Source organism: Streptomyces sp. NPDC004561, assembly GCF_053602155.1.
Window position 1 is genome coordinate 26833 of record NZ_JBSGDB010000017.1, and the last position, 17031, is coordinate 43863.

Sequence of the window (17031 nt, forward strand, 5' to 3'; positions counted from 1 at the left end):
TGTCTGAACACTTAGTGTTCGCAGGCTTGTTCCCCGGTCATGGCTGTGGCGGAGCCAGCAGGATGGCGGAAAGGCGTGGTGAACGTTGGCGATGGCAGCCCATACGCCGGCATCTCCAGCGAAGCCGGCGCCCAAGTCTGCCCCCCTCAAGGTCCAGCGGTGGCGTCAGATCCGCATTTCACCGTTGGAGCGGGACTCGCTTGGCCGAATCAAGCGGCTCATGCCTCCGATAGAGCGAGCCTGGGTAGCGTTCTCCTTTCCCGCTTCCTCCAGCCAGGTCAACGCGTGTGACCGGTCCAACGCGGTGACTCGTGGCCTGTATGTGGTCGAGGCGAGAGCGCACCCTGGTCGCCCGGTCAACAACGGGAGCACCTGGTCCTTCCGCGGAAGTGACAAGGTCCGCACACTTTCTAACCCGCTTCACCTGACGGATCTGAGGTTCAAGGAGCTCAAGGTGCCGGTGGAGTGGGCGGCCTGCAAGCTCTACGCACGGTTGCGGATCCCACGCATCGGGCCAGGTCTGGCCAGTGAGCTCGACGAGGTTCAGCGTATCCGCGTCTATGGGCGCGACGGTGGTGCCAGCAACCTGTCCGGCATCTGGTGGGGACTTTTGGGTGCCTCCTGGCGACATACGCGAATGATGCGGAGGAGGAGGCTCGTTGACGGGCGGTTTCTCACTTCCGTTGAATTGCGTGGTGTTTCGCGTCTTCTCGAAGAACCCCTAGATATAGGGGTTGTGCCTTGGTTGTCCAAGCGAGGCAGTTGAGGTCGCAGGGTGGTCCGGCCAAGTGCGGAGCCGCGCATACACGTAGGGGAGGGGGCGCCATGACCGACACGCAGCGGGTGTCTGTTGCAGCGCGGAAGATCGCGGACCTGGTCCGCGCCTTCCCGTCCGGAATATCCGGGCGGGATCTTGTAGTGGAGGCGGCCGGGCAGTTTACGAGGCTGCCGGAGCAGCGGCTGGTCAAGCTGGTCGCCGAGGCTGTTGAGGAAGGTCTGCTGGTCGAGTCAGGTGGACTTCTCATGGCTGCCGCTTCCTCGGGAGAAGCTACCTCGGAACAGGCGTTGTCGAGTGTATCGAAGCCGCTCGACAGCGCAGTGCTGCCCAGGACGCCCGTTCTGCGAGCCGTCGCGCTTGATGTCGAAAGTGTCGTACGTACGACGGCGACCACGCCCTATGTGGAGCGTCACGTCTACGACGTGGCAGCTGTCAGGTTTGGTGCCGATCCGCAATGGGTGGCAGCGGCGCCTCGCTGGCAGCGGTACCTCAGATTCCCGGACGATAGCCAAGAGTTGCACGACAGCGGTGTACGGGACGCTGTGCTGGACCAAGGAATCCCCCAGGAGCAGGCTTGGACGGAGCTGCGCGCCTTCCTCGCGAATACCGATGTCGTCGTCGCCTACAACGGGACAGGTCTGGACTTCTCTGTCATCAGCGAGGCGGCGAAGAGCACCGGTACAGGCGACCCACTCGCTGTCGTACGCCCCGTTGACGCTTTGTACCTGACGCATGCCCTGTGGCCGACAGCCCCGTCCTACCGGCTTCAGGACCTGGTGCAACAGCTCGGCGTGCCGCGTGCGGGCCTGAGTGCCCACACCGCGGAAGGTGACGCGGTCCTGCTCGTCCGTCTCTTGGAGCGGGCTGCCGCCGAATTCGCCAGTAGGACGGCCGACTTGCGTGATCTTGTCGCTGACGTCTGTCCCGACTCCGACGCTTGGCGACTCCTGCGGGAACTAGCCGGGGGCAAGAACGCCGCCGAGCGGGAGCCGCTCGTGTGGGAGCAGGCTCACGTGACCCGTTTGCTGGGTGCGGAGTTCGCGCAGCATCCACGGCGCCGGACCCCTGACGGTAGGTCACCTGGCCGTGGTGCCATCAACGTTCCAGACGAGCTGCGTGGTGCCGACGGACGGATTGATCCGACCGCTCTGGCCCGAGTCGTGCATGGCCCCCGTATCGAACCCCGGCTCGCCCAGCAGCGGATGACAGCGACACTGCACAACTGGACTGACCGCGGTATCAGCGGGCTGTTGGAAGCACCCACCGGGACCGGAAAGAGCTATGCGGTGCTGGCCGCCGCGCTCGACTGGCTCGCCGGCGGTGACGACCGTACGGCGGTCATCGCTACGTACACCAAGCAGTTGCAGAACCAGCTTGCGAAAGACATCGAGGGCCTGGAGCAGGCCCTGCCCGGCATTCTCGGGGTCGCCGACCTGGTCAAGGGCAAGTCCAACCGGCTCTCCCTCGCGGCCCTCACGAAGGTCCTCGCCGAAGCCACGCACCAGCGGCGCTCCAAAGGTGCGGCGCGCGCCCGCTTCTCCCAGCGGCTTCGCTTCCGTGAACTCGCCGTCTTCCTTGCGATGCGCCTGCTCGACTCCAAAGAGCCCCCGCAGTCCTGGGTAGCGAGATCCGTCGATCCGGTCGACGTGCCCGCGTTCTTCACCGACTACATGGGCCGCAGCCTGCCGCTCTGGCTGGAGTCGCTATCCCAGCGCGACGGCGATTACAGCCCTGGTGCGAGCAATCCCCTCACTGTGCACACCGACACCGTTCGGGAGGCCATCGGCAGCCATCGCCTCATCCTTGCCAACCACGCGCTCGTCCTCTCCCACCTGGACGATCTGCACCTCGTCGGACCCGATGTACTCCTCGTGATCGACGAGGCGCACGAGTTGGAGAATGCTGCCACGTCCGCGCTGACAGTGGCCGTCGACTATCAGGACCTGGAAGCCCTGCTGCCGGAGTACCAAGCCTGGATCGCAGACGCGCACCCGGGTATGGCACAGGACCAGGCCGCTTCCGCGATCGCCGAACTCGAACGGTTGCTCGACGACGAGCGACTTCCCCGGCTCGCGGCGCAGGCCTTCGACGCACAGGCCAAGGGAGTGGGCGTACGCATCGGCAGTCGGGCGACCACGCTCGCCAGCCCCTACACCGGCACCTCCGGAACCCGGAACACGCGGCAGCTCTCGCTGTCGCTGGAACGCATCGCCAAGGCACTTGCGACCTGCCGCATCACACTCGAACGGTACGGCGCCCAGCACGCCGCCCGGATCGACCCGCTGCTCCAAGAACGGCTGACCGCGCTCGCGGAGCACACCGGCTCCCTCACCACGGCCCTCGACCGCATCACGTCCGATATCCGTGCCTTCCTCGACCCTGCCGGCAGGCTGGACGACGCACTCCCCTCCCGTGTGATCCACTTGGAAGAACTGGCCGAGCCAAAAGCGGAGTTGCGTTTCTACCGCTTCCGCATAGCCACCAGCCCCATCGACCTGCCCGCCGATCTGGAGTGGCGGCGCTACCTGGAGTCCTTCGACCGCGTCCACTATGTCTCCGCCACCCTGCGCGTCGCAGGTGAGTGGGAGTTCGTACGGAGCCGGCTGGGCCTGCCGGCGGACCTGCCGGCGCTGGCTCTGCCCTCCCCGTTTGACCTGTGCAACCAGGCCGAGGTCGTGTGCTTTTCCGATTTCCCGTCCTGGGCCGAGCAGGAGGAGGGCGCACTGCGGACCGTCGCCCACCAGGTGGCCGGATTTGCTACCGAGTTGACCCGTGCCCGCGCCGACGGCAACGGGTTCGAGGGCGGTGGCATGATTCTCACCACCGCGCGCTCGACCGCCGCGGGCATCGGCTTCCACCTAGTGGAGGAACTGCGCTCCCGCGCCTTGGACACTCCGGTCGTCGAGGCTCTGACCCTCGGCAACGGCCGGGCTTACCAGGCCTTCACCGACCGGCGGGACGGCGGGGGTTTCCTCGTCGGCACCAAGGGACTGTGGCAGGGAGTCGACGTCTCCGACGCCGAGCGGCTGCGTCTCGTCTGGATCAACAAACTCCCCTTTGCGCCGTTCGCCGCTCCGATCGTGGAAGCCCGTCGCGCGGCCGTCGCAGAACGTGCCGAGCTCGCCGGACACCCAGATCCGGACGGCGCCGCCACCGAGCACTACTACCTGCCACTTGCCGCGCTCCAGCTCCGCCAGGCGGTCGGCCGGCTCATCCGGTCCGACCGGCACCGCGGCGTCATCGTCATCAGCGACCGCAAACTCGCGGGAGCGAGCAGTTTGCGCCGCTCCTACCGGCACGCCTTCCTCGGTAGTCTCGACGACGGGCTGGAACGCTCCGACCCGGACACCGGCGACCTCGGCGGCGGCAATGTCACCACCATGGCCGAAGGATGGCGTCGCATCTGGGAGTTCATGGCGGCCCAGGGAATCCTGGATCCTGCCCGGGCTGCTGAGCTGTGTACCGACGAAGCCCTCGAACGGCACACCCTGCTGCCGTATACCCGACGCATCCGCGAGCTGACGCTGACCGCCGAGGAGACCGGGAAGCTGCAGGAACAGGGCCTCCTAACCGAGGAGGTTAGGGAACGTTGCGCCCGGATCGGTGGCCTGTTGCGGCTTGACGACGAACCCGTGGCTCTCAAACCCGCCCAGCGGGCTGTCATCACGGCCGTGGCCGAGGGCCGCAATGTACTTGGACTGCTGCCTACCGGTTTTGGCAAGAGTTTCACCTTCCAGTTGCCTGCGCTGGTCCTGCCCGGCGTCACCGTGGTCGTCAGCCCGCTCGTCGCCCTCATGCACGACCAGGCTCTTGAACTCAACCGCTCCATCGGCGGGGCGGTTCGCGCCCTGATCTCTCCGTTGCGCGAGTCCAGCAGCAGAGCCGGTAAAACGGAAGTGACAGACCAGCTCCTCGGCCGTGCCGACCACGGTATCCGCTTGGTCTACGTCAGCCCGGAACGCCTGTGCCAGCGGCGCTTCCGCGAAACTGTACGGGCAGCCGCCGCGGCGGGCCGGGTGACCCGGATCGCCGTCGACGAGGCGCACACACTGGCACAGTGGGAGGACTTCCGGCCCAGCATGCGCCGGGTCAGCCGGTTCTTGGACGAGCTGCGCCGGGACCATGGGGTGGCGGTCACCGCGGTCACGGCCACCGCCAACCGGGTCGTGCACGAGGCACTGCGCGAGGGACTGTTCGGTCTGCCTGCCAACGTGCCGGAGCCCGGCTCGCCCGAGCTGAACACCGAAACGGAACGTCCCGGCGTCGTCGGCGGCCTCGTGACGGTGCGCGAGAACCCGATCCGACCCGAACTCGCCGTCTTCCGCCGCTCCCTCGACCGGCTAGGGGCGGGCGGAGTGGCGGGGCTGGTGGAGCGCGTCGTCGACGCGCTGAATGGTCACGCCATCCTGTACTGCCTCACCGTCAAGGAGGTCAACACCCTCTACACGCACCTGCGCGAGTACGTCGGTGACGCCGGCCTACGCGTGCTGCGGTTCCACGGCCGTTTGACGGAGGCGGAGAAGGCGGCCGTCATGACGGAGTTTCGGGAGGCGCCTCGCGAGGGCGACGACGGCTTCATGCCAGTCGTGGTCGTCGCCACCTCTGCGTTCGGGCTCGGCGTCAACCGACCCGACGTACGCACCGTGATGTGTGTGTCGCCGCCTACCGACCTGGCCGCGCTCTACCAGCAGCTCGGGCGGGCTGGACGCGACAGCGCCGGCCGGGGTACGGCCGGCGAGGGCCCCGTCAACAGCGGTCTCGCGCTCGCCACGAGCCGGGGCTTGCGCATGGTCCGCTTTATGACTGGCCAGGAATTGCCGGCCTCGCTGCTGCGCCGCATGGGCGCCCTCGTCGTCGCCCAGCGCGACGACACGCTCGACCCGGTTCGGCTGGCCGACGTCCTCATGGCCGAGGACGCCGCGACCGGCGCGCTAAGCGAGGACGAGCTGGAAGACCGGTACATCCAGGAGCGCTACCAGGGCGGGGTCATGCGGACCTTCAGCGCGCTCGCCGACCTCGGCGCCGTCGAGGACCTCGGTGACCACCCGCCGTACTGCGCCGTCAAGCCCGGCGACCTGCGGCTGGCACACCATGGCACAGGACAGACCGGCACCGCCGTAGAAGGAAACGGAGAGAAGCATGCAGGGGCAGAAGAGCGCGCCGAACTCGCGCGGATCGAGCAGACCGTCATCGGCATCGCTCTGTCCTGGGATACCCCGCGGCGCGTCGATGTCCGACTCCTCGACCGGGAACTCGTCGACCGGTGCCCCGACTACCGTTCGGTTGCCGACGGACCTGCGGCGACCTGGGAGTTGCTCGCCGACCTGCATGACCGCGGCCTCCTGGACGTCTCGGCGGCACCCAGCCGTCGTCTGGTCACCGGACTGACCGTCCGCACCGGCACCCTGCCCGACGGCTTCCTACCGCTGCTTGGCCGACGCGGCCGCCGAACCGCTGAGGAACTGGCCAGGCTGCGGGACTTCTTTGAAACGAGCATGGTCTGCGCCCAGCGCCTCTTCGCCGACTACTTCGGCGTCACTGACCTTCCCGAGGGCTGCTGCACCACGGCTCGCTGCCGCTGTTCCGCCTGCTGGGACACTGGCCGCTGGCCTGTGGAGGAACGGCGCCCCGCTGTTGCCGAGGCCTTCCACAGCCCACGTCCCCGCGACGGCGGCCGCACCGACACCGCGTTGCGTGACCAGCGAGTCGACCTTCAGGTTCACCGGCTGCTGCAGCTCCAGCCTCAGGGCGCGCACCCGCGCCGGATCTGGCACGCGCTGCGCGGCGACGAATCCTCTTACAACCCGAGGAGCCGAAAGATGATCCCCCTGCCGAAAGCGATCCGGGACAGCCGCTACTTCGGGGGCCGCGCCGACCTTCCCTATCCGGCAGTCGGTGCGAGCCTGGAGCGGCTGGCCACTGGCGGAGCCGCAGTCGAGGGACCGGATGGCCTCTGGCGCGCGATCCGCCCGGCATGGCACACGGGGCTTCGCCCGGCATGGCACACGGGGAGCGGACCGGAACAGAAGGACGGCGGGGCATGACCACAATGACCACAGCCGGAACGGACGTCTGGCAGCCGTACGACGGTGAGCCCGTGCTCATTCCCGCCATGACCGGAGGACACCGGGCCACCTCTTCCGAGGACCTGGACCGGCTGCGCCGCTACCTGGAGGCGGTCGTCGTCGACCGCGCCTGTCCGGTGCACTCGGCGGTCGCTTTCAATGCTGCCTATTTCGGCTATGAACTCGGTGGCGAAGGCTACGGGAATGGCCCCTTCAACCTCGATGCCTTCCCCTCCCTGACACTGGGTGACGAGGTACAGGCTCTTCCCGTCGGAGCACTCGTTCGGATCGAAACAGGCTCCGACCCGCTGTACGCCGAGATCGTCTACAAGGAAGGTCGTCACCTCCTTATCGAGGACGACGTGGACGTACCAGCCTGGGTGTCCGGGGCACCGGCCGGCGCACAAGGGCCGGTGAAGCACCAGGAGACGTCGCCCCCCGTGCGCCGTGAACTCCTGGTCCCCGACCTCACGGCCTTCGGCCCTGCGCTCCAGCTTGACGAGGCCAAGCTCAAGCGATTCCGGAATCGCCAGAAATGGCTCAATAAGGACGGACATGTTGTCGTTGACGCCCGCTACGGCTCCGCGCCGCAGGCCAGGCTCGACGACACGGCCGCCTTCGCGCACCACCTGCTCACCCACCAGCGAGAAGCACTCCTGAGTCCTCTCGTTCCCGTGTCTGTTGCCCACCTGATCGGTGACAGCCGGGAGGAGCGTCTTCAGGAGGCGCTCATTGGGCTCCTGGACACGGTCAGTCACGTATTGCGCACCAGTGACAGCCTGCGGAACTGGGGCCACTATGCGTTGACCCGAACGCGCATCGGCGCCGGCTTGTGCCACAAGGGCCCGCTGGGCGGAGCGGATTTGAGGTCCCTTGCCAGCTCCTTGGAACGTGGTGCCGCCCCGACCAGTCGTCGGCGCCACGTCCTGAACGACTCCCGAACCGTGTACACGGCGATCCGCCCCTGGCTGTGCGGCGTGGACGGCGCCGAACCGCTGCTGACCGGGGTGGAATATGCGGTGTCGGTATGCCGCGCCAACCTCGCGGTCGCCGACTTCATCCGTGGGGACACAGACAACGGCTGGTGCGCCGAAAGCGACGTACGCATCACCCTGGACGACAACTTCGAAAGCGGCGGCATCTGGCGGTCCCACCACCCAGGCTCAGAGGAGGCGGACGACAGCGACCCGCTGCACCCTGCGGGACGTGGTTGGCACGACACGCTGCATCCGCCAGCGCCCCGGACCGCTGAGATTATCCGCCAGAGCGTTCCCGAGGACGAGCCGCTGGAGGAGCAGCCGCAGGAGCCATACGTCGATGCCTCACCCGCGGACACCCCCCTCGTGGATGGCGAACAGATCGGCCTCCCTAACTACCTAAAGATCAACGACAGCGAAGTCTGCTGGCGACTCCCACTGCGCCTTGCCCACCTCATGGAGGACAGACTGCCGCTGAGCGGAATAGTCCGTGACGGACTGGCCCACCTCGCCATGGACCCCTCCTCCGTACGGCTAGAACTCAGCCATCCTGGCGGCGAGCTCGACGCGTCCGAGGAGGTGCAGGAGGTCGCTTTGGACCTCACCGAGGAAACTGGCACGCTCCGGAACATCCAGTGGCCCATCGACTTCTTCCCCGGGTTGTACATCCACGTCCAGTGGCCGCGAGGCGGCAGAGTCTTTCGGCTCAACACTGTCGAACTGGAGGACCCCGTCGACATCGACGGGATCCTCATCACCCACCGCTACGATCCCTCGGTACTCACCCGCGAAGGAGCCCCGGGAAGCAGCCGGGATGGTGACTCATCCGACGGACTGGACACCCGACGCCTCGTAATACGGGCGGTACGGCGTTTCGGCCGGCTCACCCCGGACGGGCACGCCCTGCTCGACCGGACCGCCATACCCCGCGGCATCTACAACACGACTCCCGCACCGCAACAGATCACCGCACTGGAACAGGCCGTGGACGAACTCCTCGCCGAACGACACCTCTATGCGGCCACCGGCAGCCGCGGTGCGGACGGCGAGCCCCACCATCCCGCCCGCGACGGCGAGCCTTTGATCGCCCTGATCGGCTACGCACCAAACCCCGTGGTGGTGTCACGGCCGGGCTCGGGCGGCGTCCCCACGCAGGACAAGGGCGTGGAGCACTTCGTCCATGGCTTCCTGCGACGGCTGCCCCCGGGATGGGAACCAACCGACACCCAACGCGCCGCCTACCGCAACCACTGCCGCCACGTCGGGAAGGCAGACGGCTGGGAACTTCCCCCCGGCTACACCTTCGTCACCGCACACTCGCGCCGCCGCTGACCACGCCCAGTGGCCAGCCCGCTGCGCTACAGCACCCGGCCCACCGCACCACAGCAAAGAACACAAGAATCGGGACCGAATGACCGACAGCTACCCCGTGGCCGCGACGCCACCGTTCTCCCCACCGGATATACCAGTCGACTTGCTCAAGAAACTGGCCGCAGCGCTCAACGAACTCGGCCGGGGCCTGAACCCGGCAGTCGACGAACTCACCGTAGAGGAGGCAGAACTCGCGCTTAACTCCCTCGGGCCCAAGGACCGCCAGGCCATCATGCAAGGCCTCGGCTTCCGCAAGGTCGAGCCACGGCGCTTCGGCCGTGTGCTGAGCGAGCAGGTACTCAAGCGGGTGCAGCGGGAGGCGCCGGCCCACCGCGGGCACGCCGTGTCCCACCTCACCGCCCGCATCATCCACGACATCGAACGCGAGGTCAGGGAGCACGGCTCCGCCCGAGCCGGCCTTCAGCTCGTGGACCGCTGGGGCACACGCCTGCTACACCTGGCACTGCTCTCCCACCTCCAGCCATCGCTGCGCGACGCCCACCTGCTCGTGTGGGCCGCGGAACACGACTGGTTCGACATCGAGACGGATGAGGCCGCCCGAGACGCGGTGCACAGGGCAGCGCAGGGGGTTATCGACGCGACTTCCGGTTTCGACCACCACATTGCGCAGCACGAGGGCACGACAGTCGAGGACACGAAACCGACGACGGCCTTCCCGGCTCCCAGGCAAGCCGACCACGAGCTTCAGCGGACGCTGGTCGAGCCCCTCACGGATGAGGAACGGCGGCACTCCGACGAACCGATCAGCTTCGACGACCTGACCTCGACCGAGGAGGAACTCAAGCGCGTCGTCGAGGTGGCCCAAGACGCTGCCGACCGTGTGCGTGCAGCCTTGCTGGACGGGCGCCCGCCCGCCGACACCAATCTGGAGCTGCTCGCCGCTGTTGCTCCTGCCTTCTCCCGCGCCCGGGCCATGCTCTGCGCGATCGGAGTCACCGGCGCTACCGAACGACTCACTGACATCTTGACCGCAATCGACGAGTTTCGCGCGAGCCAGGCAAGAAAGGAGGCGGACGAAGAGACCCGTCGTGTGCTGGTACCGGTGCTGAGCCTCAGCTGTGCTCCAGACAGCGCGGTCGCCGCGGCGATCGCAGACGCCAGGCAGCGTACCGAAGGACTGCTCGCCAAGCAGCAGTGGGACGAGCAGGATGACGCCTGTGCGCACTTCCTCACCCTGCTGGTGCGTCTCGTCAACATGCGGGACCGGAGCCACGCGCAGCAAGAGATTATCGACCTTCAACAGCAGCTATCCGTCGCGCATCCTCCGTACGCCGTGGCCGCCGTCCTGTACGAGCAAATAACGGTGTCCGCGGACGGCGCTGACACGGTCGACCCGCCTTCCTCGCTGACCGCGGAGCCTGCTGAGACTTACGAGAAAGCGAACAGCACCACCACCCCGCAGACGGTTACCGCACGGGAACCTGACACCAGTACAAACCCGGTACCCGCGCCAATTGTGAAGTCCGACCCGACCGATAATGGTTCTCCGCCCACTAAAACCGAGGAACCACGGCTCCAGCCGGCCCGATCGGTCACCGCCGAACCTGCGATGACCCCCGGTCACACCCGGCCGAAGGACACCGAACTGGTCCTTGCAAGGCTCATCGCTGAGAAGCGTTTCGGGCTTGCCGCCCATCTGTCGGAGGCCGCCGACCGCCCGGACATCGAGTCCGCCGTCCTGCGCCTGACCACAGCGGCGACATTGTTGCGTTCTAGGACCGGCCACACCGCTCAGATCATCGAAGAGTCGCTGCACGCATGGGACGTCCGTAAAGAAAGCGACACCGACGCACTGTCCCTGCTCCTGCTACCCAGCCTGGTCCGCGCAGCCCTGGTGACGGGTGCACCCGTAGTCGGCGCGCAGTTGCGAGCGCTCGCTCCCCAGCTGCCCGACGCCCTGCACGAGGTGGCGACCACGGTAGCGGAGCGCACCCTACAGGGTGCGCTGCTCATCGCACCGCCTCATGCCGTTGCTGCCGACGTCTCCTACACGGAGGGCGAGTTGCGCGCGGCCGTGGACGGCTGTCAAGCCCTGCTCACCGCTCCGCGGCTGCGCTTCCAGCGGGCTAGTGCCATGGTGCAGCACTGGCTGGCTCAGACGGGCCTGCTGGGTGGTGTTCTGACCGCGATCGTGGCTGATGCCCCAGACGCCGAGCGGAGAGCGGACGAACTGCTGGAGAGCCTCGCTCGGCGCACGCAGATCGAGGCGGCCATCGATGACATGGACAGCACTCTGCGCGGTCCGGGCGGACGCGGCATCCATGGGTCGGGCCGAAACAACGTCCGCCAGTACTTGGAGCGCGTGAGGGACGCCGTACGGCAGTGGCGAACCGTCAAGCGGGATTTGCAGGCTCGACGTTCGCAAGAGAATGCATGGGCGTTCCAGTCCGTCGCCTCACTGCGACTGTCCCTCCTCGGCCTGCGCGAACGGGTCGTCGACGACCTAGCGGCGGCAGAACGCAGTTCCGCCCTGGCGAAGGCCGCCGCCTCGGTAGCTCGGGACCTGTTCGCCGAGGTCTTCAACGAACTGGATGCGAACAGCCGACCAGTCGAAACGGGTTCCGAGCCTGACGTGCGGCGGATCCTGGACGCCGAACTGTACAAAACGGGCCCCACTCCGTTGAGTGAGAAACCCACCGTGGACGTCGTCCTACGCGCTGTTGACCGTACGTGGGATGAAGCGATCGAGCACCAACTCGGTCGTGACGAATTCTGTGCGGTCCGCACCATAACGGACCTCGCCGACCTCGGTCTGCTTCCTGCGGCCCAGACCCTGACCCTCTCCGAAGAGCGCCGCACCCAGTTTACGGCGCTGGAGCAGGAACGACGCACAGCGCTCGCCGAGAAGGAGCGGCAGCTGGCCGCCCAGCTCCGCCGGTCTCAGGCGGACGAGGCACTCACCGTCGAACAGGACGTCATCCTGCAGGAGCTGCTGGCAGATGCCAAAGCACAGCTGGATCACGACCGACCGGACGAACTCGCCGCGACCCGCCGCAACCTCGACCGGGTTGAGGAACTCCTGCCCCGCTATCGGAAGGAGGCTGCCGACCGACTGCGCGCCCGTCTGACCGCGCTGACGGATGTGAGTGCGGAGGACCGCGAGCGAGTCCTGCGCAATCTGGACACTGACAGCCTGGCCACTGCGGCCGAACTTGTTTATTTCCTCGAGCTGGGCGAGCCGGTACCGGAAATCCGGTCCGAGGACTCACATCTCGACGTGTTCTTCCCGGCCGTGCCCGACGCACTGCCCAGCGGCCTTGAAGCGGAATTGATCGAGGCCGTTCGATCCCGCAGCCGACATGGCGACGACCCTGTACTGAACTACGCTGGGCTCTCGGCGGAGGAAGCCGAACGGGCCGCTACGGCCCTGGAACTGTGGAGCAAACTCGCTGCGACCAAGGACCGCATCAAGATCAACCCTAGGGAGACCCTTACCCCGGCTCTATCCCTGCTCGGATACGAGGCACGGCGAGCACGGCCCCTAGACGATCTGCCGCGCGGTAAGGACTACCGGTTCTTCGAATTGGCGGACGTGCACGTCACCGGTCGTGCCTGGGCGCCGGCCTTCGGTTCGCAGATCAAGGACCGGGGAGGCAAACTGCGTGCCCTCTTGATCTGGGGCCGCCCCACGGCAAAGCTGCTCATCAGCCGTGCCCTGCAGGACCCGGACGAGAGCAGTCTGCTTGTCGTTCACTTCGGCACGCTGGACAGCAGGACCCGCATCGAACTGGCCGCTGCCTCCAAGGACACCAAACCCATCATGGTCGTCGACGATGCCGCGCTTGCCTACCTCACCGCACACGGCAACCGGCGGGTTGACGCCACGACCGAGACACTGTTGCCGTTCTCTGCCGTGAACCCGTACATCAAGGAAAAGCGGGGCCAGATTGGTCGTGAGATGTTCTACGGCCGGGACCGCGAGCGTAAGAGCATCCACGACCCGGCAGGGACCCAGATCCTCTATGGCGGTCGGGGCCTTGGCAAGTCGGCCCTGCTCGCCGACGCGGGTGACCGTTTCGAGGAGCAGCGTCCCGGTGCGTACCGCAAGCTCTACTTGAACCTGGACAAGATCGGCATTGGACGGGGCACCGCACTCGGTGCCGAGGCAATCTGGCCCACGCTGGACCAAGAGCTGATCAGACAAGGCGTTCTCGAAGAGCGCCGGCGCCGGGGCCCACAGCAGGAGTCATGGCAGCGGGTCACACACGGAATCGCCCACTGGCTCGAGCAGGACCCGGACCGACGGCTGCTCATCCTCCTCGACGAGTGCGATCGGTTCTTCGAAGCGGACGTGCCCGAGTGCACGGAGACGCGCCGGCTGCGGGGCCTGGGCGAGGACTCGCGCGGCCGGGCGAAGGTCGTCTTCGCGGGTCTACATTCCGTGCAGCGCTTCACCCGACTAGCCAGGAACGGTCCCTTCAGTCACCTCGCACAAACCCCCACGGTCGTCGGTCCCCTCGCTCCGCAGTTTGCGGCCGACCTGATCGTTCACCCGATGCGCGCGCTTGGCTTTGAGTTCACTGACGTCGACCTGGTGAACCGAGTGCTCGGCTTCTGCTCGTACCAGCCCTTCTTGTTGCAGATTTTCGGAAGCCGGATGGTGGAGGTAATGCAGGATAAGCGGGCGCGTGTTACGCTCGGCCCGCCGCCCTACACGATCGAGGAATCCGACGTGGACGCGGTAGAGCAGGACGCCTCGCTCCGCTCGGATATCACCGCAGCCTTCAAGGACACTCTCGCTCTCGATGACCGTTATCACGTCATCGCCAACGTCCTCGCCCAGCACGCCCGGGACAACGGCCTCGAGACCCGCCTCAGCGACCGGGAATTGCGGGACGAGTGTGCCGGGTGGTGGCCTCGGGGTTTCGAACATTTGGACAGCGAGGGCTTCCGTGCCTATCTGCAGGAGATGGTTGGCCTCGGTGTGCTGGCGCCGAACAATGACGGACAGGGCTGGCACCTAAGGGGCCCCAACGCGTTGCGCATGATCGGCACTGCTCAGGAGATCGAAGCGCGGCTCCTCGGCGCCGAAAAAGAGTCCCGGTTGGAGGAGACCGTCGTCTTGGAGAGCCGTCCGGACCTATCCGACGGCAGGTCCGCCCCGCTCACCATCAACCAGATCGACTACCTGTTGGGGGAGCACGTCAACCAGGTTCGCGTCGTCCTTGGTACGCAGGCGACCGGCATCGCCGAGGTAGAGCAGACCCTGCGAGAGGTGACCGGCCGGGTCGTGAGCTGGTTGGCGCCCGCGATCAGCAGTGCCAAGACATTCCGCAAAGAGCTCTCGGCAGGTTGCGCCGGTGAACGGCGATTGCTCATCAGCGATTTGTCGTGGGGGAGTGAGAAGTCCTGCCGGGAGTCTCTTGAGCTGGCCAGGGCAGTCCTCCCCGAGGCCGCCGAGGCCACGAGGTCCGTGGTCCTAGTGTCGGGTGTCGGTCAGCTCGGATTCTGGTCTGACGTGCTCACCGAACCCGACCACGACACTGCTGTGGTGCTGCGCCGCCACGACCTGCGTAGCTTGAAGGACTGGACACAGCGCCACAGTCTGTGCGAGACGGAGGAACGTCTGACTTGCTTGGCCGCAGCGAGCGGAGGCTGGCCATTTCTGCTGGACAAAGCTCTGCAGCTGCGTGAGAACCAGCCTGATCAAGACCAAGTGCTGCGGGACCTGACATCGTGGCTGGAACAGAGCAGCGGCGCCCGCCAGTTCGTTGACGCTGTGGGCCTATTCGAGAACGGTGCACTCAAGACCGCTTACTGCGGGATCATCGGTCAGCTCGGTACCGAATGGCATGACGATGCTTATCTCGTGACCGCAGCCGAGGTGGCTGGTCTCGCCTCTGAGGATGCGTGCTGGGCCGTCACGTGCCTAGAGGCTCTCCAAGTGTTCGATCGGGACGGCACGCGCCTGCGCGTCGAGCCAGTCCTCCACAAGGCGCTCCGTGCGCTCGACACTCAAGGTTGATGCATCAGTGGGACCGCATTGACCGGCGTCCAGACTGAGGAGGAGCGGGAACGGGGTCCGTGCACCGCGCGGACCCCGTTGCGGCATGGATCAATAGGATGGTCGCGGCTTCGGCCATGAACCTGGTCGACGGCATCCTGCCCGTCGCCGGACGGCCCGGTCGACCGCGACGGTGCCCCGAGTGTGACGCTGCCACGCCGGTGCGTTTTTCGGACGCGTTGCCAGGACCCGCGGGCAGGCCCGGCGCGAGGCCGGCGTCATTCGCTTCATGCGGAGAAGGGGACTGTACCGTCCGTGGTCGGTATGAAGAGGCACCGGCTCTGCTCGGAGATCCCCGGCGCGGGGGGCAGCCGCCCGGCCGGGGATGCGTAGGAAGACCAGAGGAGCAGAGCGACTATGGCAGGGCGTCAGGCGAAGTCCTGGTCAGGAGTATCGATCTCGCCTGCCAAAACCTTGTCCACGAACTCATGCACTAGGAGCCTGACTTGGGAAGCGGTCACGACCTGTTCCCACCGGTAGGGGGGCGTGTGGTGCCAGCAATGGAGACGGAAGCGGATCGACCCGTCTCCCTCCACCGCACCCCACGGATATCGAGGCGGCTGCGTACATGAGTCGTGAGGGTCGAGCACGAATGTGCGGAGTACGACGTCGGGTTGGTGCCGCGGCGGCACGGTACCTTCACGACGGCAGCCGTCGCACTGCAAGAGGTGCTGTACCGCGCCCGGGCGGTTGATGAACTGGTAGCCGCCGCCTTCGTACGTATTGCAGCTGGCGCACACCGGACCACGGACGAATCCGTGCTCGTGGCAGTGGTCCCAGTACATGGCCTGCCGCGGGCTGGGGCACAAGACGCACAGGAATGCGTCCGGTTGCGAGTTCTTCGGAAGCGACTTGTACCGCCTGCCCCGCAGATGGCCGTTGTACTCACGGGCGGCAGCGCTGGTGCATGAGGGGCACAGGGTGGTGTAGCCGGCAGTGCTGGAGGAACGCCATTCCCAGATGTCTCCTTGGGCCCCGCACCGGCTGCAGCGGGCGGCCTTTTCGGCGAAGTGGGTGGCGACTTGCTCCGCTCGGTTGAGAAGGGCGGCGTAGGCACGCGGGACCAACCAGATCGCGCCAGACCACGTCAATAGCGGCAGCGGGTGGGTGGAGGCGATACTCTGCTGGCCGTAGCGTGCTTCGACCTGTTCCCAGGTTGCCCCGCACCCCAGTCCGTGCTGGTTCGGCCGGGTGCGGTCGCATGGTTGTTGGCCTTCGCAGTGGCATCCGTTGGCGGTCTGGTCCTCGTAGGCGACTTGGTCGAACCAGCTCATGATCTGTAAACGCCACGTGTGTCCGCGGTCGGTGGGTAGGGGACGGGCGTCGACCAGATCGTCGAGATCGATCGCGAGCGAGGCCAGCCGTTCGCCGGCTTTGCGGATGTCCCGTTCGTCCAGCCGCCACTTGTTCTTGTGCTTGTAGCCGCGGACGGCGACATCTCCGATGAGCACGTGGTCACTGGTCTGGAAAGCGTAGCGGGCCATGTTTGCAGGGGCTGCAGGAACGGGGCAGCCTTGCGTCAGTTCCTTCAGTAACTGGCCCGCGTATTCGGGGCTGATCAGCGGCATAATGTATCTCTCCTTGCACGCGTTGAGGAAAGGGCGGGGGATCGCGGGGAAGAGCCGCCCGCGGCGGTCCACGGCCAGCGATGCTGCGCGGCATGCGCCGAACTGGTGGCGGATGAACCCGCCGTGATCCAGGGGACGTCACAGGTACGGTGTGAACCGCCCCGACTCGAATAGAGACTCGATTTCATGAAAGGATCGAGTCATGGCACGACCTTCCCGTTACCCGCTTGAGCTCCGCCGCCGTGCG

General features: G+C 66.6%; 4 protein-coding genes. 3 read left to right on the plus strand and 1 reads right to left on the minus strand.

Annotation, left to right across the window (positions count from 1 at the left end):
- Positions 1 to 825 precede the first annotated feature (825 nt).
- The 3 genes from ACWEN3_RS04195 to ACWEN3_RS04205 all read left to right on the plus strand — a co-directional run bounded on the left by ACWEN3_RS04195 (position 826) and on the right by ACWEN3_RS04205 (position 15177).
- Positions 826 to 6822, plus strand: coding sequence for a DEAD/DEAH box helicase (locus ACWEN3_RS04195; RefSeq protein ID WP_452965426.1), 5997 nt, complete (start codon positions 826 to 828; stop codon positions 6820 to 6822).
- Positions 6819 to 9152: a hypothetical protein gene (locus tag ACWEN3_RS04200; protein ID WP_452965428.1), complete on the plus strand. Its 2334-nt coding sequence runs from the start codon at positions 6819 to 6821 to the stop codon at positions 9150 to 9152. The genes ACWEN3_RS04195 and ACWEN3_RS04200 overlap by 4 nt, the downstream gene beginning before the upstream one ends.
- A 79-nt stretch (positions 9153 to 9231) precedes the next feature.
- A complete protein-coding gene (locus tag ACWEN3_RS04205) occupies positions 9232 to 15177 on the plus strand; it encodes a hypothetical protein (RefSeq protein WP_452965430.1) in 5946 nt (1981 codons plus the stop codon).
- A 407-nt stretch (positions 15178 to 15584) separates the two neighbouring features.
- Here the strand turns inward: ACWEN3_RS04205 and ACWEN3_RS04210 are convergent, their stop codons facing one another.
- Positions 15585 to 16784 carry an endonuclease domain-containing protein gene (locus ACWEN3_RS04210; protein ID WP_452965432.1) on the minus strand — a complete coding sequence of 400 codons (1200 nt, stop codon included), beginning with the start codon at positions 16782 to 16784 and terminating at the stop codon, positions 15585 to 15587.
- Positions 16785 to 17031 lie beyond the last annotated feature (247 nt).